5 protein-coding genes are annotated in these 18,856 nt (G+C 75.5%); 2 read left to right on the top strand and 3 right to left on the bottom strand.

From position 1 onward, the window contains the following. Positions 1–28: 28 nt before the first annotated feature. On the top strand, positions 29–5,965 hold the full coding sequence (locus tag HG542_RS29710; RefSeq protein ID WP_171086862.1) for a type I polyketide synthase: 5,937 nt from the start codon (positions 29–31) through the stop codon (positions 5,963–5,965). Between the two features lie 87 nt (positions 5,966–6,052). Next, on the top strand, positions 6,053–11,542 hold the full coding sequence (locus tag HG542_RS29705; protein WP_171086860.1) for a hotdog fold thioesterase: 5,490 nt from the start codon (positions 6,053–6,055) through the stop codon (positions 11,540–11,542). Between the two features lie 3 nt (positions 11,543–11,545). On the opposite strand, the gene HG542_RS29700 is transcribed toward HG542_RS29705, so the two are convergent. The 3 genes from HG542_RS29700 to HG542_RS29690 all read right to left on the bottom strand — a co-directional run. Beyond that, positions 11,546–13,792 (bottom strand): MMPL family transporter, encoded by a 2,247-nt coding sequence (locus HG542_RS29700; RefSeq protein WP_171086858.1) that lies wholly within the window; start codon positions 13,790–13,792, stop codon positions 11,546–11,548. A 165-nt stretch (positions 13,793–13,957) separates the two neighbouring features. Beyond that, a complete protein-coding gene (gene htpG, locus HG542_RS29695) occupies positions 13,958–15,895 on the bottom strand; it encodes a molecular chaperone HtpG (protein ID WP_171086857.1) in 1,938 nt (645 codons plus the stop codon). A 77-nt stretch (positions 15,896–15,972) separates the two neighbouring features. Continuing rightward, positions 15,973–18,856: tetratricopeptide repeat protein (locus HG542_RS29690; RefSeq protein ID WP_171086855.1), on the bottom strand; the 2,884-nt coding region annotated here is incomplete at its 5' end.

Raw genomic sequence — 18,856 nt, 5'->3', positions numbered from 1 at the left:
CGCGCCCCGAGCACACCAGGAGCCGAGCATGCCCGACACCCCACCCGCAGAGCGGGTGCCCGTCGCCGTCACCGGCCTCGGCGCCCTCCTCCCGGACGCCCGCGACGTCGAGCAGAGCTGGCGCCTGATCCTCGGCCGCCACGACGCCATGACCGGCATCCCGCCCTCGCGCTGGCTCGTCGACGACTATTACGACCCCGAACCCGGCACCCCCGGCAAGGTCTACGTCCGCCGCGGCGCCTTCCTGCCCCGGGTCGACTTCGAACCCCTCGCCCACGGCATCCCGCCCTCCGTCCTCGCCTCCACCGACACCGCCCAGCTGCTCGCGCTCATGGTCGCCGACCAGGTCCTGCACGACGCCACCGGCGGCCGCCCCCAGGACCTCGACCGTGAACGGGTCTCCGTCATCATCGGCAGCGGCGCCCTGGAGATGCTCACCCAGTCCGGCCACCGCAACGGCCGCCCCCTGTGGCTCAGCGCCCTGCGGGAACAGGGACTGCCCGAACACCAGGCCCAGGCCCTGTGCGACGCCATCGCCGCCCGCTGCCCGGAACCCGACGAGATGACCTTCCCCGGCGGGCTCGGCAACCTCGTCGCCGGCCGCATCGCCAACCGCTTCGACCTGCACGGCACCAACCACACCACCGACGCCGCCTGCGCCAGCTCACTGGCCGCCCTCTCCTGCGCCCTCGACGAACTCGCCCTCGGCCGCGCCGACCTCGTCCTGGCCGGAGGCGTGGACGCCTCCAACGACATCGGCACCTTCCGCTGCTTCACCACCACCCCCGCCCTGTCCCCGACCGGCGACTGCCGCCCCTTCTCCGCGGACGCCGACGGCACCATGCTCGGCGAGGCCCTCGCCCTCTTCGCCCTCAAACGGCTCGCCGACGCCGAACGCGACGGCGACCGCATCTACGCCGTCATCCGCGGCCTCGGCACCTCCTCCGACGGCCGCGGCACCGCCATCTACGCGCCCCTCGCCGAGGGCCAGGCGCGCGCCCTGCGCCGCGCCTACGCCGACGCCGGCTACGCACCGGGCACCGTCGGACTCGTCGAGGCGCACGGCACCGGCACCCGCGCCGGCGACCAGGCCGAGTTCGGCGCCCTGCGCGAGGTGTACGAGGCCGGAGGACGTCCCGGCGTCCAGTGGTGCGCCCTCGGCTCGGTCAAGTCCCAGATCGGGCACACCAAGTGCGCCGCCGGCGCCGTCGGACTGCTCAAGGCCGTCCTCGCCCTGCACCACAAGGTGCTCCCGCCCACCATCAAGGCCGACCGCCCCCACCCCGACCTGCACATCGGGACCAGCCCCTTCTACCTCAACACCGCGGCCCGCCCCTGGATCCGCCCCGCCGGCCACCCCCGCCGCGCCGCCGTCTCGAGCTTCGGCTTCGGCGGCAGCAACTTCCACACCACCCTCGAGGAAGCCCCGCCCGGCGCGCCCCGGCCGCCCCGGGCCCGTACCCACCCCACCGAACTCCTGCTGCTCAGCGGCGCGTCCGCCGACGAGCTGCGCGAGCGCATCGCCGCTGCCCACGCCGCCGCCGACGCCGGCCGCACCGACGACGGCTTCCGGATCGCCGACCTGGCCCGCCACAGCCAGGAGGCCTTCCGCGCCACGGATCCCCTGCGGCTGGCCGTCATCGCCGCCGACGCCGAGGAACTCGCCGCACGGCTCGACCGGGCCGCCGCACACCTCGCCACGGCGGGGGAACGACAACACCTGTCCGAACGCGGCGAGTTGTACTGCACCGCCGGGGCGCCCGGGACCGGCCGGATCGCCTTCCTGTTCCCCGGCCAGGGCTCCCAGTACCCGGGCATGGGCGCCGACCTCGCCGTGCACGAACCGGCCGCGCAGGCCGCCTGGGACGCGGTCGCCGGTGAGGACGCCGCCGAACCGCCCCTGCACCGCGTCGTCTTCCCGCCGCCTGCCGCCGACGACGCCGCTCGCGTCGCCCAGCAGGCCCTCCTCACCGAGACCCGCTGGGCCCAGCCCGCCCTCGCCGCCCACAGCGTGGCCCTCCTCGCCGTCCTCCGCGAGCACGGACTGCGTCCCGACTGCACCGCCGGGCACAGCCTCGGCGAGCTCACCGCCCTGTACGCCGCCGGGGCCTACGACGCCGGCACCCTCCTGCAACTCGCCCGCCGCCGTGGCGCGTCGATGCACGACGCGGCGGCCGACGCCCCCGGCGGCATGGCCGCCGTCGCGGCGGGGCCCGAGGAGACCGCGGAACTCATCGGCGGCGCCGGAAACGGGCTGTGGATCGCCAACCACAACGGCCCCTCCCAGACCGTCCTCTCCGGCACCGCACAGGCCCTCGCGGCCGCCACCGCACGGCTCGACGCCGCCGGCGTCGCCGTCACCCCGCTGCCGGCCGCGGCCGCCTTCCACAGCCCCCTCGTCGCCGCGGCCCGCGCGCCCTTCGAGGAGGCCTTGCGCACCGCCGCCGTACGGGCCCCCGAGGCGGAGGTCTACTCCAACACCGACGCCGCCCCCTACCCGCCCGACCCGGAGGCCGTGCGCGCCCGGCTCGCCGCCCACCTCACCGCGCCCGTGCGCTTCGCCGACCAGATCGAGGCCATGTACGCGGCCGGGGTGCGCGTCTTCGCCGAGGTCGGCGCCGGCAGCGTGCTCACCCGGCTGACCGGCCACATCCTCGGCGACCGCCCGCACCTGGCCGTCTCCTTCGACCACCGCGACGGGCACGGGGTGACGGCCCTCCAGGACGGCCTGGCCAGGCTCGCCGTCCACGGCGTCCCCCTCGACCCCGGCCCCTCCTGGCGCCACTACCGCCCGCCCGCAGAACCCGAGCAGGAGCAGCGAACCACCATGACAGTGAAGATCGATGGCGGGAACCACGGCAGGACCTACCCTCCCCAGGCCGCCGACAGCACCCCGGCGGGCAGCACCCCCGCCCCGGCGGAGACCGCTCCGCCGCCCGTCTCCGTGCCCGATGTGACGCCCGTCGCCCCGGCGGGCGCCCCCGAGGCCGTGGTGCGGCTCATCGAGGACGCCCAGCGGCAGACCGCCGAGGCCCACGCCGCGTACCAGCGCATGATGACGGAGTCCCATCTCGCCTTCCTGAAGCTGTCCGAGGCGTCCTTTGCAGCCCTGCTCGGCGACGCACCGGCCGGCGTCCTTCCGCAACTTCCCGATACACAGGCGCCGTTCCTCTCCGCCCAGCCCGTCGAAACCGGTGCACCACCGCCGACCAGGCAGGCCGTCGAGATGCCCGCCGCACCGCCGGCCGCCGAGCCCGTCGTCGTGCCGGACGTCCCTCCGGAGTCCGGGCCGGACGCCGGACAGCCCACGGAGCAGCAGGACATCGGCGCCGTGCTGCTCTCCGTGGTGGCCGAACGCACCGGCTATCCCGTCGAGATGCTCCGCCTCGACATGGAGCTCGAAGCCGACCTCGGCATCGACTCCATCAAGAAGGTCGAGATCCTCTCGGCCCTGCGCCGGCACCTGGGCGAACTGCCGCAAGGCGACCCCGCCGAGCTCGTCGTCCTGCGGACGCTCGGCCAGATCGCCGACAGGATCCGCACCCTGGCGGACACGACCGGATCACCCCCGCCCACCGGGCCCGTCCCCCTCGACGCCGAACCGGCCCCCCTGGGCGAACTCCCGCCGTCCGACGGGGACATCGGGGAAACGGCGGCCCCTCCCCCGCCGGTCCCCGCCGCTACCGTGCACACGGCCCGGTACGTCCTGCGCGCCGTTCCCGTCCCCGCCGCCGGGCTGGCGATGCCGGGGCTCACCGAGCAGGTGCTGACCGTCGTGGACGGTGGTTCCGGGCTCGCCAAGCTCGTCGCCGAGCGGCTCACCGCCCGCGGAGCCGCCGCGGAGGCCGTCGAGAGCGCCGAGTCGCTGACTCCCGACACCCGCGGGGTGCTGCTGCTCGGCGGCCTCCGCCGGGACGCCTCCGTCGAGGAGCTGCTGCAGGTCCAGCGCGCGGCCTTCCGCGCCGCGCGGCTGGTCGCGCCGCGCTTCGCCACCGAGGGCGGCGTCTTCGTCACCGTCCAGGACACCGGCGGCGACTTCGGACTCGGCGGCACACAGGGCGCCCGTGCCTGGTCCGGCGGGCTCGCCGCCCTGGCCCGCACCGCGGCCCGCGAATGGCCCGCGGCCGCGGTCAAGGCCGTCGACTGCGCGTGCTCCGGCCGCACCCCCGAGGACGTCGCCGAGGCGATTGCCGCCGAACTCCTCACCGGGGGACCGCTTCTGGACGTCGGCCTGCCTGCCGAGGGCGGCCGCACCACCCCGCTGCCCGTTCCGGCACCCCTCGCCGCGGACGACGGCGGGATCCCCGCCGAAGGGACGGGGCCCGGCCCCGACGACGTCATCGTGGCGACCGGCGGCGCCCGCGGTGTCACCGCGGCCGCCCTGCTCGCCCTCGCCCGGGCCCGCCGCCCCCGCATCGCGCTCCTCGGCCGTACCGAGGTCGACGAGGAGCCGCCCGGCCTGCCGGACACGCGGGACGAGGCCGAACTGGTGCGCGCCCTCGCCGAGTCGAACCCCGCCGCCGCGCCGGCGGAGCTCACCGCCCGCGCCCGGCACGTCCTCGCCGTCCGCGAGATCAAGGCCGTCCTGGCCGCTCTTGAGGACGCCGGTGCACCGGCCCGCTACTTCCCCGCCGACGTTCGCGACCCGCACGCCCTGACCGGCGCGCTGCACGCCGTCCGCGACGCCTGGGGGCCCGTCACCGGCATCGTCCACGGCGCCGGGGTCCTCGCCGACCGCCGGATCGCCGACAAGACCGACGCGGACTTCGACCAGGTCTTCGGCACCAAGGCCGAAGGACTGCGCACGCTGCTGGAGGCCACGGCCGGCGACCCGCTGCGGACCGTCCTGCTCTTCTCCTCCGTCTCCGCCACCCACGGCAACGCCGGGCAGAGCGACTACGCCATGGCCAACGAGACCCTCGCCCAGGTGGCCTCCGCCGAGGCCGCCGAACGCCCCGGCTGCCACGTCCGCTCCCTCGCCTGGGGTCCCTGGGAAGGCGGCATGGTCACGCCCGCGCTCGCCGGCCGCTTCGCCGCCGCCGGTGTGCCGCTGCTGAGCATGGAGGCCGGCGCCCGCGCCTGCGTCCGCGAACTCACCACTGCCGACCATGGATCCCGCATCGTCCTCACGGCGGCCGCCGGACCGGCCGCGGAACAGCCCCCCGCCCCGGGCACCGCGCTCCAGCCCGCACAGGTGCGCGCCACCCGGCACAGCCACCCGCACCTCGCCGACCACGTCATCGACGGCACGCCCGTCCTGCCCATCGCCCAGGCCCTGGAGTGGTTCACCGCCGCGGCCGGCGCCTGGGCCCCCGCCGCCCCGCAGCCCGTTCTGTGCGACCTGCGCGTCCTGCACCCGGCTGTCCTCGACGGACTCGACGGCGACGGGGACTCCTTCACCCTGCACGCCCTCGCCGACCCGCACGAGCCGGGACGGCTCGCCGTCGAACTCCGCGGCGCCGGAGGCCGACTGCACTACGGCGGCACCCTCCACACCGACGGCGGGATCCCCGTGCACGGCGACGGGCCCGCGAACGTCCCGGACCTGATGCCGCCCCGGGACGGGGAGCACTACGACGGCACGGTCCTCTTCCACGGCCCCCTGCTGCGGTCCCTCGCCTCCGTCGACGGCCTCGGCCCGGCGGGCGCCCGGGGCACGGTGCACGGCCTCACCGGCCTCGGCTGGTCCGCAGGGCCCTGGCACACCGACCCCGCCGCGCTCGACGGCGCCCTCCAACTCGCCGTCCTGTGGGCCCTGGAGGCGCTCAAGGGCGCCACGCTGCCCATGGCCGTCGGCGCCTTCCGCCTCCACCGGCCCGGACCCGCCCGCGGCCCCCTCCTCTGCGAGGTACGACCTCTCTGGGCCGAAGGCGCCCACGCCCAGTGCCATGTGCACCTGTCCGATGCCGACGGCGCCCCCTTCGCCGAGCTCCACGACGTGGAGCTCGTCCGACGCCCCGACTGAGCGCTCCGCCGGAAGTCCGCCACGTCATCTGCGGGTAGGTCGTGGCCGGCCGCACCGGACTTCGCCAAGCCCGCTTAGGGACACCGCATGGGATTCGAACCGATCGCCGTCGTCGGACGCGGCTGCGTCCTCCCCGGCGCCCTCACCCCCGGCCGCTTCTGGGAGAACGTCGCCGCCGGGCGCAGCGCCCTCGGCCCCGCCCCGCCGGGCCGCCGGCGGCTGCCGCCCGGGTCCGACATCCGCGCAGGCACCACACCGGACGGCCGCGACGGCGTCCCCTGCGACGCCGGCGGCTACGTCCACGGCTTCGCCGACGCCTTCGACCCCACGGGCTTCGCCCTCGACAGCGCCGACATCCGGCGCCTCGACGAACTCGTCCCCTGGGTGCTGCACGCCGGGCGGCAGGCCCTGCACGAGGCCGGCCACCCCGGGCCGGCCCCGCACGGCACCGGCCTCGTCCTCGGCAACCTCTGTCATCCCTCCGACGCGGCCGCCCGGCATGCCGAACACGTCTGGGCCCGGTACCAGCAACCACCCGTCCGGGAGGCCCTGTTGGGCATCGCGGGCAGCCCGCCCGATCCGCGCAACCGCTTCAGCTCGGGTCTGCCCGCGCTGTTGGCCGCCCGTGCCCTCAGCCTGGACGCCGGCGCCTTCGCCCTCGATGCGGCGTGCGCCTCCGCGCTCTACGCCGTCAAACTCGCCTGCGACCGGCTCCACGACCGCACGGCCCGCCTCATGCTCGCCGGCGCCGTCAACCGGGCCGACAACCTCCTCGTCCACAGCGGCTTCGCCGTCGTATCGGCCCTCAGCGCCACCGGGCGCAGCCGCCCCTTCCACCGCGACGCCGACGGCATCGTCCCCGCCGAGGGCGCCGCGCTCGTCGCCCTCATGCGGCTGGCCGACGCGCTCGCCGAGGACCGGCCCGTCCTCGCCGTCATCCGCGGCATCGGCCTCGGCAACGACGGCCGCAGCACCGGCTTCCTCAGCCCCGACCCGGCCGGCCAGGAGCGCGCCATGCGCCTCGCCTACGCCGCGGCGGGCCTCGATCCCGCGACCGTCGGCCTGCTCGAATGCCACGCCACCGGCACCGCTGTCGGCGACGCCGCCGAAATCACCGCCACCGGACGTGTTTTCGCCGGCCACTCCGGCCTGCCCATCGGCTCGGTCAAGTCCAACGTGGGCCATCTGCTCGCCCCCGCCGGAGCCGCCGGTCTGCTCAAGGTCATCGGCGCCCTCGCCACCGGGCTACGCCCTCCGACGCTCGGCGCCGACGTCCCCGCCCCCGCCCTCGCGGGGCAGCCCCTACGGCTCCTCACCACGGCGGAGGACTGGCCGGGGCCCCGGCGCGCCGCCGTCAGCGCCTTCGGCTTCGGCGGCGCCAACGCCCACCTGATCGTGGACGCCTGGGACGGGACGGGGGCCCAGCCCCCGCCGCCACCCCCGCCCGCCGGGGGCCACCACCGGGGCGAGCCCGGCGCCGACCGCCGCCGGGACGCCGGGGGTGCCGTCGGCCGCGGCGGGGACGACGAGACCGCCACCGGGCACGACCCGGACCACGCACCGGTCAATGGCCACCACCCGCACGAGCCTTCCACCAGCCACCACCGGGCCGAGCCCGGCGCCGACCACCGCCCGAACCCCGAACCCACCCTTCTCCCCCACCGCCAGGACGATCAGGCCGCCGTCGGCCACCGCCCCGACGAGCCCTCCGTCGCCCACCACCCGGGCACGCCCACCACCCCCCGCCCCCCGGACGCCGGCCCCGCCGCCCGCCACCGCCGGTGCGGTGAGGACGCCGCCGGCCACCGCCCCGACCGCGGTTCCCCTGCCGGCCCCCGTCCGCCCGGCGGCCCCGTCGCCGTCGTCGCCCTCGCCGTCCGCACCGGCGACGACGCCGACACCACCGCCGCCTTCACCCGCGCCGTCCTCACCGGCAGGGCGACCCGCGCGCCCCGTACGGCCGTCTCCACCGCCCTCGACGGGCTGCGCTTCCCGCCCGTCGACCTGGCGGACACCCTCCCGCAGCAGATCCTCGTCCTCGACGCCGCCCGCGAGGCCGCGCGCGGCCTGGCATTCCCGCGTGAACGCACCGCCGTGCTCATCGGCATGGGCGACGACCCCCGGATCCCGCGCTACGCCCTGCGCCGCCGGATCACCGCCGCGTGGGAGCAGGCGGGGCTCCCCGACCCGCCCGGCACGGCCGACCGGCTGCGCGAGGCCTGTCACGCCCCCGTCAGTGCCGCGGCGGCCATCGGCAGCCTGCCCAATGTCGTGGCCAACCGCATCAACGCCCAACTCGACCTCGCCGGGCCGGGGTTCACGGTCTCCTGCGAGGAGGCGTCCGGTCTCGTCGCCCTCCGGCTGGCCGCGCGCGCCCTGCGCGCCCGGGAGGCCGATGCGGCGCTCGTCGGAGCCGTCGACCTCTCCCACGACGAGGTGCACACCGCGGCACTCGATGGCCTCGGCCTGTCCCGGGCACCCGGCGACGCCGCCGTCGTCCTCGTCCTCAAGCGCCTGGCCGAGGCCGAGCGGGACGGCGACCACGTCCTGGCCCTGCTCGACGACGACGCCGGGCGGGCGGAACCGGACCTGCGCTTCGGCGCCAACGTCGCCGACGAGGGAGTGTGCGACGTCACCGGGATGTTCGGCAGCGCGCACGCCGCCTGCGGGCTGCTCGCCGTCGCCACCGCCGTCACCGCCCTGCACCACCGCGTACGGCCGCGCCCGGTGGCCGGGGCCGAGCCCGCACCCGATGTGGAAACGGCGGAGGTCGTCGTGCCGGTGCTGGCCGGGCCCGTCCACCGGGTGCGGCTGCGCGCCGCGGCCGTCGCGGATGCGGAGGCGCCGGCCCCGGACGCCGGACCGGACGGCCCTCGGGTCGGCGTGCCGGCCCATGTGCCGCCCCTCCGCTTCCCCGAACCCGGCCCGCCGCCCGGCGTCATGGAGCCCGCACCCGCGCTGCCACCGGTGCTCGACGGCGCCACGCCCGTCCTCGTGCCGGCCGGTGCCGGCGGCGGTGACCCGGCCATGACGGCAGCCCTGCGCCACGGCGCCCGGGTCCGTGCCCTCCATCAGGATCACCTGGCCGCGCGTACGCACGCCCACGTCCACTTCCTGCACGGCAGGCGACGGCTGACCGCCGCCCTGGCCGCCGCGCCCCCACAGGCACTCACCGTGCCCGCCCGCCCGATCGCCCCCGCCCCGCCCGGGCCCGTGCTCGGCCGGGCGGAGCTCGAACGCCTCGTGACCGGCCCCGTCTCGGCCGTCCTCGGCGCCGCCTTCCGGCCGCTGGACGGCCGGGCCCGCCGCAATCGGCCTCCGGCACCGCCCTTCCTGCTGCTCGACCGGATCCTCGGCATCGACGGCCGGCCCGCCTCGCTCGGCACCGGAACGATCCGGAGCGAGACCGAACTGCCGCCCGGAAGCTGGTTCCTCGGCGCGGACGGCCGGATGCCGGCAGCCCTCCTCACCGAGACCTGCCAGGCCAACCAAGTGCTGCTCGGCTGGCTGGGCCTGGACCTGCTGCACTCCGGCGACCGCGTCTACCGCGCCCTCGGCTGCGAGGTGACCTTCCACGGCAGCCTTCCCCGCGCCGGGGAGACCCTGCGCCACGACATCCGGGTCGAGCGCCACGTCCGCCACCCGCAGGGCGCCCTTCTCACCGTCTTCCACGCCGACTGCCGTGTCGGCGACGAGCTCCGGTTCACCGTCCGCAACGCCCAGGCCGGCCTCTTCACCGACGCCGAGCTCGCCGCCGCCGACGGCGTCCGCTGGCAGCCTCCCGCCGCGCCGCCCCCGGACGTGCCCCACGACCCGCCGCCCCCGCCCCCCGCCGTTCCCCGCGGCTTCCCGGCCGAGGCCGTGCGCGCCTTCGCGGACGGGCGGCCGCACGACTGCTTCGGCCCCGGGTGGTCGCGGGCCCGCGACCACCGTCGCACTCCCCGCATCGACCCCGGCCGGCTGCTGATGATCGACCGCGTCACCGGCTGGGACCCGGCCGGCGGCGCCTGGGGCCGCGGCCTGCTGCGGGCGGAGGCCGACATCCGGCCCGACGCCTGGTACTTCGCCGCGCACTTCCCCAACGACCCCTGCGTGCCCGGCAGTCTGATGATGCACGGCGCCCTCCAGGCCATGGCCTTCCAGCTGGCGGCCCTCGGGCTCACCCTCGACCACGACGGCGCCCGCTTCGAACCCGTCCCCGGCCTCACCGCCGTGACCCGCTGCCGCCGCCAGGCCACACCCGCGCACCGCACGCTCGTCTACGAGGTCCACACCGCCGGGGTCGTCGCCGGCCCCGAACCGGCCCTCTACGCCGATGTCCTCGTCTCCGTCGACGGCATCCCGGCCCTCCACGGACAGGGCCTCGCCCTGCGCCTCGTCCCCGACAGCGGACCGCCTGTCCGTACGGGCCGTCGCGAGGAGACCGTCGACCCGGACACCGACACCTGGGTGCGGGACCACTGCCCGACCCTCACCGTGCCCGTCCTGCCCATGATGTCGGTCGTCGACCGGCTCGCCGCAGCCGCCTGCGACGCCACCGGCAACGGACCCGAAGGACTCGCCCTGCGCGACGTGCGGATCCGCCAATGGCTCACGGTGGACCGGCCGTTGCGGCTCACGACGCAGGTCCGCACCGTGCCCGGCGGCGCCGAGCTCACGCTGCTGCGCTGCCGACGGGCGGACCCCGTCGCGCAGTTCGAGCCCGCCGCCTCCGCCCGGCTCGACCTCACCGGCACCCGGCAGCGCCCCCGCCCGTTCCCCCCGCTCACCGACGCCGCCCCCACGCCGCTGCCGTACGCCACGGGTGCGGTCTTCCACGGCCCCGCCTTCCACTACGTGACGTCCCTGAGCACGGGGTCCACCGGCGCCACCGCCGTCCTCGACGCCGGGCATCCCGGCGTGCCGCGCGGCCGGCTCCACCAGGGCCTGCTCGACGGCGCCCTGCACATCGCCCCGTTCAGCGAGCTGTGGCGCTGGGCACCGGAGGCCGCGGCCGACGGCAGCCTCGCCTACCCCTGGCGGCTGGAGAGCTTCGACTTCTACGAGCAGCTGCCGCACACCGGCCCCGTGACCGCGGAAGCACGCTTCCGCGGCTTCCACCCCGACGGCCCCTCCTTCCCCCTCATCGACTTCCAGCTCCAGGCCGGCGGCCGCGTCCTCGCCGCGTTCCGCCTCATCGCCATCCTGCTCGGCGGCGGCCCGCACGGCCGCATCCCGCTCGCCGACCGCCTGGCCTTCGCCCGTGACCGCCGCTACCTGCGCGGCGCCGGCGTCTCCCGCACCGAACAGGGCGTCACCACCCTCACCCTGGCCGAGGCCGAACGCCACGACTGGCTCCCCGGCACCGTCCAGACGCTCTACGGGCTCCCCACGGACGTCCCCCTCGCCGACCATCTGGCCGCCCTCGCCGTCAAGGACCATGTCGCGCGGCTCGCCCGCGTCCACCCCTGCACCGTGCAAACAGCCCCCGACCTGCGCAGCGCCCGAACGGACAACGGCACCGGCCGACGCTACGGGATCGTCGTCACCCGCGAGGGCGACGGCGTCCGCGTCGTCACGGCCGACGGCCCGGGGTGACGGTCACCGGCCACCCCGCAGCCATGCCGGCGCCCACCAGTTGGCGCGCCCCGCGAGCCGCATGACCGCCGGGACGAGCAGTCCGCGCACCACCGTCGCGTCCAGCAGCGCCGCCAGCGCCAGCCCGACGCCCACGGCCTTGAGGAACACCAGCCCCGACGTCGCCAGCGCGGCCATGACCACGGCCAGGATCAGGGCCGACCATGTGAAGAGACCGGCCGTGCGGTCCACCCCGCGCGCAACGGACAGCACCGTGCCCGCCCCGCGGCGATGCTCCTCCACGATGCGCGACAGCAGGATGCACTCGTAGTCCATCGACAGCCCGAACGCGATGCAGAAGACCACGATCGGCAGCAGCACGTCCGTACTTCCCGTGACCGTGAAATCGCCCACCAGACGGCGCAGATGCCCCTCCTGGAAGACGAAGACCAGCGCGCCGAAGGTCGCGCACAGGCTGAGCGCGTTGAGCACGAGCGCCTTGAGGGCCAGCACCGGGTACCGGGTGAGCGCCAGCACCAGCGCGAACATCCCTGCCGCGATCAGGGCGAGCGCCAGCGGCAGCCGGTCCTGCACCGGCCGCTGGGCGTCCACCACCCGCGCCCCCATGCCGCCCACCCAGGCGCGGGCCGGCGCCGGCAGGGCCCGGATCCGGCGGACCCGCTCGGCGTTCGCCGGATCCGCGGGCTCCCCGCGGCCCGCCACCGACAGGAACACCCCGTGCGGGGACGCGAACTGTTTGGAGGCCCGCGTGGGCTTCGCACTGCGCCTGCCGCCCCGGTACGTCCCCGTCGGGCCGTCCACCTGCACCACCCCCCGCACGCCCGAAATCCGGCGGGCGTAGCCGTCCAGCTCCGCCCGCCGGGCCCGCGGGTCGAACGACGGCAGCACGACCGTCGTCGCCCCGATCCCGCTCGTCGCGAAGTCGCGGCGCAACGCCGTCCCCACCTCGCCGGCGGCCGTGTGCTCCGGCAGCACCCGGTCGTCGAAGAGCCCGAAGCGCGCCTGTGTGAAGGGCATCGCCAGCAGCACCAGCAGACAGGCGACCGGGATGCCGCCGAGCAGCGGTCTGCGCATCATCGCCCGCGCGATCCGGCCCCAACGGCCCATGGCCGGCCGGCCGTCCGGCCCGTCGCCGCCGTGCCGCCGCCACCGGGCGAAGACGTCGAAGCGCTCCAGGCGGTCGCCCAGCAGGGCCAGCACGGCGGGCAGGACCACCAGGCTGCCCAGCGCCGCCATCAGCGTCACCGCCATGCCCCCGCAGCCGATCGACCGCAGCACGGGGTGCGGGAAGACCAGGAGGGCGGCCATGCCGCCCGCCACCGTGGCCGCCGAGACCGCCACCGCCCGGCCCGCCGTGCGCAGCGTCGTGTGCAGCGCGGGTGCAAGGGCCGCCCCGCCCCGGCGCTCCTCGCGGTAGCGGCTGATGAGGAACAGGCAGTAGTCGATGGCCAGTCCGAAGGCCAGGGCCGTGCTGATGTTGAGTGCGTACGCCGACACCTCCGAGACGTCGGCGAGCCGACGCAGCACCGCCGTCGTGCCGAGCGCCGCGAAGATTCCCACGAACACCGGCAGCACGGCGGCCGCGGGCGAGCCGAAGACCAGGAGCAGCAGCGTGGCCGTCACCGGAAGTGCCACCAGCTCGCTCAGGTTCGCGTCGTGCGACGCCTGCCGTGCCACCTCCGCCCGTACGGCCGCGTCGCCCCCGGCGGCCACCTGCAGCGGGCCCCTGTGCCCCGTCACCCGTGGCATCACCCGTTCTGCGACCTTCCCGGTGGCCAGGTCGTTGCCGCGGAACCAGGCCAGCAGCAGCGCACTGTGCCGGCCCGCCGACCGCAGCGCCTTCGGGCGTCCCGCCGTCCAGTACGAGCGGACCCGTACGACGTCCCGCTCGGCCGCCAGGCGCCGCTCCAGCGCCCGCCCGGCCGCTGCGGCCTCCTTGCTGTCCACCGTCGCGCCGTGCCGGCCCCCGGCACGGGCCAGCAGCACGAAGTCCGGTGTGTCGGCCCCGAAGTCCCTGCCGAGGATCTGCTCGGCGTGCAGCGACTCCGCCTGCGGGGGCACCATCCCGCCGGAGGACACCCGGCCGGCAACGTCGTGCCCGGCCCACCCGGCCAGCACCGCCACCACCACGGCGAGCCCCGCCACCAGATGCCGGCGCCGCACGGCGAACGGCGCCCGCGGCGGACCGTCTTCGCCGCCGCTCGCGGATACGGTGTCGTCGGGCTGCGGCGGGGCTGTCTCGGTGGTCATGCCCCTTACTTCGGCCACCCGCCCCCGTCGGCTGAGTCCGCGAAACGAGTGGACCGGCCGGTGCCCGGGCGGCAACGGGGTGATCCGCACGTGGCGCGGCAGACTCGCCCTCGACGCGGTGCGGGGGTGCCATTCGGCACCCCCGCACCGCACCGGGAAGCCGGATTACAGCGCACGTTCCAGACGGTCCGCCATCAGCTTCACGAAGCGGGCCGGGTCCTTCGGCCGGCCGCCCTCGGCGAGTACTGCCAGGCCGTGCAGGAGCTCGGCCGTCCCGGCGAGCTCCGTGTGGTCCTCGCGTTCCCGGTAGGCCTGGTGGAGGCCCTTCACCAGCTGGTGGTCCGGGTTGAGTTCCAGGATCCGCTTGGCGCGCGGCACCTCCTGGCCCATCGCGCGGTACATGTTCTCCAGGGCCGGAGTCAGGTCGTTCGCGTCGGAGACGATGCAGGCCGGGGAGGCGGTGAGGCGGGAGGACAGGCGCACTTCCTTGATGTCCTCGTCCAGTTGCTCCGTCATCCAGCCGAGCAGCCCGGCGAATTCCTCGGTCTGCTTCTCCCTCTTCTCCTTCTTCTCCTTCTCGGCGTCGTCGGTGCCGTCGTCCCCGGCGTCGAGGTCGATGCGGCCCTTGGCGACGGACCGCAGCTTCTTGCCCTCGTACTCCCCGACCGCGTCGACCCACACCTCGTCGACGGCGTCGGTGAGCAGCAGCACCTCGATGCCGCGGTCCCGGAACGCCTCCATGTGCGGGGAGTTCTCGATGCTCTGCCGGGATTCGCCGGTCAGGTAGTAGATGTCCTCCTGCCCGTCCTTCATCCGCTCCACGTACTGCTTGAGCGTGGTCGGCTCGGTGTCGTGGTGCGTGCTCGCGAACGACGCGATGGCGAGGAGGGCGTCGCTGTTCTCCGTGTCGGTGACCAGTCCCTCCTTCAGGACGGCGCCGAACTCCCGCCAGAACGTGGCGTAGCGGTCCTGGTCCTTGGCCATCATGTCCTTGACCGTGGACAGGACCTTCTTCGTCAGGCGTCGCCGCATCATCTCGATGTGGCGGTCCTGCTGAAGGATTTCGCGGGACACGTTGAGCGAGAGGTCGGCCGCGTCGACGACGCCCTTGACGAAGCGGAGGTACGGCGGCAGCAGCGCCTCGCAGTCGTCCATGATGAACACGCGCTTGACGTACAGCTGCACGCCGCGCTTGACGTCCCGGGTGAACAGGTCGTGCGGGGCGTGGGCGGGGAGGAACAGCAGGGCCTGGTACTCGAAGGTGCCTTCCGCCTGGAGCCGGATCGTCTCCAGCGGGTCGCGCCAGTCGTGGCCGATGTGCTTGTACAGCTCGTGGTACTCGTCCTCGGACACCTCGTCGCGCGGGCGTGCCCACAGCGCCTTCGTCGAGTTGAGCGTCTCGGGTGCGGGCGGCACCTCCTCGTCGCCCGTGCCGTCCGCCGCGGCGGCCCCCTCGGGCACCATCCGGATGGGCCAGGTGATGAAGTCCGAGTAGCGCTTGATGATCTCCCTGATCTTCCACGGGGAGGTGTAGTCGTGGAGCTGGTTCGCGGGGTCGGCCGGCTTGAGGTGGAGCGTGACGGAGGTGCCCTGCGGCGCGTCGTCGACCGGCTCCAGCGTGTACGTGCCCTCGCCGCGCGACGTCCAGCGGGTGCCCCGGCTCTCGCCGGCGCGCCGGGTCACCAGGGTGACCTCGTCCGCCACCATGAAGCCGGCGTAGAACCCGACGCCGAACTGGCCGATGAGGCCCTCCGCCCCGGCCGCGTCCTTGGCCTCCTGCAGTTCCTTGAGGAATGTCGCGGTGCCCGAGTTGGCGATGGTGCCGATGAGTTGCCCGACCTCGTCGTACGACATGCCGATGCCGTTGTCCCGCACGGTGAGGGTGCGGGCGTCCTTGTCGACGTCGATCTCGATGTGCAGGTCGGACACGTCGGCGTCGAGTGCGTCGTCCCGCAGTTTCTCCAGACGCAGCTTGTCCAGCGCGTCGGAGGCGTTGGAGACGAGCTCCCGCAGGAAGACATCCTTGTTCGAGTAGACCGAGTGGATCATCAGCTGCAGCAGCTGACGTGCCTCTACCTGGAACTCAAACGTTGCGGTCGACATATGCGTGAATACCTCACAGGTCTATCGCCGAAGCTGATCGGAGCCACTGTAAAGCACCACGTCAGGGCGGTGGCCGCCTACACTCCCATCACATCGCGCGCCCGCCGTCGCGGCACCATGCCCAGCTGCCAGGCCTGCCAGCCGCGTTCGGGCTCGACGCCCTGCTGCAGCACCAGCGCGTACGCCCCCGCCGCCTCGCTCAGCGCGGGGTCGGCCGGCCAGTCCGCGGCCTCCGACTCCCGGCGCAGCTGCGCCAGTTCCTCCTCGGCCACCGCCGCCCCCACCACCGTGCCGCCCGGCGAGGCGAAGGGGAGGAGCGTGCAGCGCAGGAAGCGGGCCCAGGCCGCGCCCCGCCGGTCGCCGTAGCCGTCGAACAACCGGGCGGCCTCGTCGGCCAGTTCGAGTGCCGGGCCGGTGCGGTCGTTGCCCGCGTCGACGACGGCGAGCTCCACGCAGGACCAGGCCTCGCCGTGCGGGACGCCCGCGCGCTGGAAGTCCGAGCGGGCCTCCTGCAGCAGCTGCCGCGCGAAGCCGCTGTTGCGCAGCGAGCCCGTCTGGGCCGCCCGCTGGTCGCGGGTGACGCGGCCGGAGTGGTGCCGGGTGCAGGCCAGCCCGTACTGGTCCCGCATCCGGTTGAACATGACGCGGGCGCGCTCCAGTTCGCGCACCGCGGAGGCCAGGTCGCCGAGCTCCTCCAGGGCCTGGCCCAGGTAGTACAGCGTCCAGGCCTCGCCGCGGGCGTCCTCGTTCCGCCGGTGCCGGGCCGCGGCCTGCCGGAACTGCTCGGCGGCGGACGCGGCGTCCCCCTCCAGCAGGGCGGTGCGGGCGAGCTGGGTGAGGGCCCAGGCCTCGCCGCGGGCGTCCTGGGTGCGGCGGTAGAGCTCCAGCGCCCGGCCCAGTTCCTCCCGCCCCGGCTCGGTACGGCCGCGGCACAACTGCACCTGGCCGAGCTGGAAGTGCGCCCACGCCTGGCCGTGCACGCTCTCGCTGTCGCGGTGCAGCTCCAGAGAGTCGGCCAGCATCTTCGCCGCCTCTGCGAGCCGTCCGCGGTCCCGCTCGACGGCCGCCAGCGCGTGCAGCGTCCAGGCCCGGTCACCGCTCAGCTCGGGGGACGCCTGCAGTTCCAGCGCCTCGCACAGCTTCTCGCCCGCCTCGCGCAACTGGCCCTGGTGGTGCAGGGTGACGCCGAGGTCGCGCAGGGCCCGGGCGGCCCCGGCCTGGTTCTGGGCCTCGAGGTACAGGTCGACCACCGAGGTCAGGGTCGCGCGGGACTTGTCCAGCTCGCCGAGCTGACGGGCGGCGACACCGGTGCGCCACTGCACCGAGCGCATCAGCAGGCCCCGGTCCATGGCCTGGGTCAGCTCGCTCAGTTCGCCGAGGCGGTGGAGGTCGCCGCGGAGCAGGCAGTAGTCGCACAGCGCGCCGAGCAGGTGGAGCACCACGGCCTGCTCCACGCCCTCCGCGTGCCGCAGGGCCGCCGTGATGAAGCCGGACTCCTCGTCGAGCCAGCGCAGCGCCGCGTCCAGCGAGGTGAAGCCGTGGACGCCGCCGGGTCCGCGGGCGAACATGTCGGCGCGGGTGGAGGTCTTGCCGTCCACCATGCGGATGACCGAGTCGGCCAGTTCGGCGTAGCTGCGGAACAGCCGTTCCTGTGCGGCGGCGCGCTCGGCGGGCGTGTCCTCCTCGTCCAGCCGGGCCTGGGCGAAGGTGCGCACGAGGTCGTGCATCCGGTAGCGGTTGGCGCGGACGGGCTCGATCAGTCCGGCGCGGGCCAGGGCGGCCAGCCCGTGCGCGGCTTCCTGCTCGTCCTCGCCGAGCAGGGCGGCCGCGGCCGCCGGGCCCAGCGAGGCCCTCCCGGCCAGGGCCAGCCGGCGCAGCAGCCCGCGGGATCCGTCGCCCTGGTCCAGGTAGCGCAGCCACAGGGCGCGCTCGACCGGGTCCTGCCGCCCGGAGGCGGCCAGTTCGGCGCCGAGGACGTGCAGGGTGCGCGGGCCCAGCGCGGAGCCCGCCACCCGCAGCGCCAGCGGCAGGCCGCCGCACAGCTCCCGCACCCTGTCCAGTGCGTCCGCCTCGAACGGGCTCTGCGGGGGCTCCTCGGCGACGGCGCGCAGCAGTTCCCCGGTGCCGGCCGCGTCCAGGGGTCCGAGCGGCAGTTCGTACGTCCAGGCGATGGTGTCCTCGGGCAGGGACAGCGGGGTGCGGGCGGTGATCAGGACCAGGCTCTCGGAGCGCTGCGGGATCAGCCGGCGCACCTGCTCGGCGTCGGAGGCGTCGTCGAGCACGATCACCGCGGGCAGGCCCGCGAGGTGCTGCTCGTACAGCTCGGTCAGGCGCTGGAGGTGCTGTTCCTGCGAGGAGCGTTCCCGGAAGAGGAGTTGTTCACGGGGGGCGCCGAGCTGGTTCAGCAGCTGCATCAGCGCGTCGCGGGCGGGCAGCGGCTGTTCGCCGGGGCTCTCGCCGCGCAGGTCCGCCACGCCGACGCCGCGGAACTGGTCGCGCAGGTGGTGGGCGGCCCGGAGGGCGAGCGTGGAGCGGCCGGAGCCGGGCATGCCGTAGAGCACGACGACCGTGGGCCTGGTCTCGGTGTTGGCCCGGGACTGCTGCACCCACTGGCCGATGCTGTTGAGTTCCTTGAGGCGGCCTGCGAACGGTCCGACGGCCTCGGGCAGATGGTCGAAGGACCGGCCCAGGAGGTTGCGCCGCTGGGCCGCCGCGCTGCGGTCGACGCCGCGCAGCGCGGGGCCGCGGCCGGTGACGCCCGTGGCGCGGTCGGGGCGTGCGGTGCGGCCGCGGGTGGAGCCGGTGACCATGCGCTGGTGGTCCAGGAAGGGGCGGATGCCGCGCACTTCGACGGCCGTCAGCCACTGCAGCCGCAACTGCTGGGCGCCGCCGGGCTGTCCGCGCCGCGCGGCGCGGCCGTGCGCGGCCGACCAGTGCCCGGAGGTGAGCCCGAGGACGGTG

The sequence above is a fragment of the Streptomyces morookaense genome, assembly GCF_013030945.1.
Classification (GTDB): domain Bacteria; phylum Actinomycetota; class Actinomycetes; order Streptomycetales; family Streptomycetaceae; genus Streptomyces; species Streptomyces morookaensis.
The sequence above is the reverse complement of the archived record's forward strand: the minus strand, read 5'-3'. Positions and strand labels throughout refer to the sequence as shown.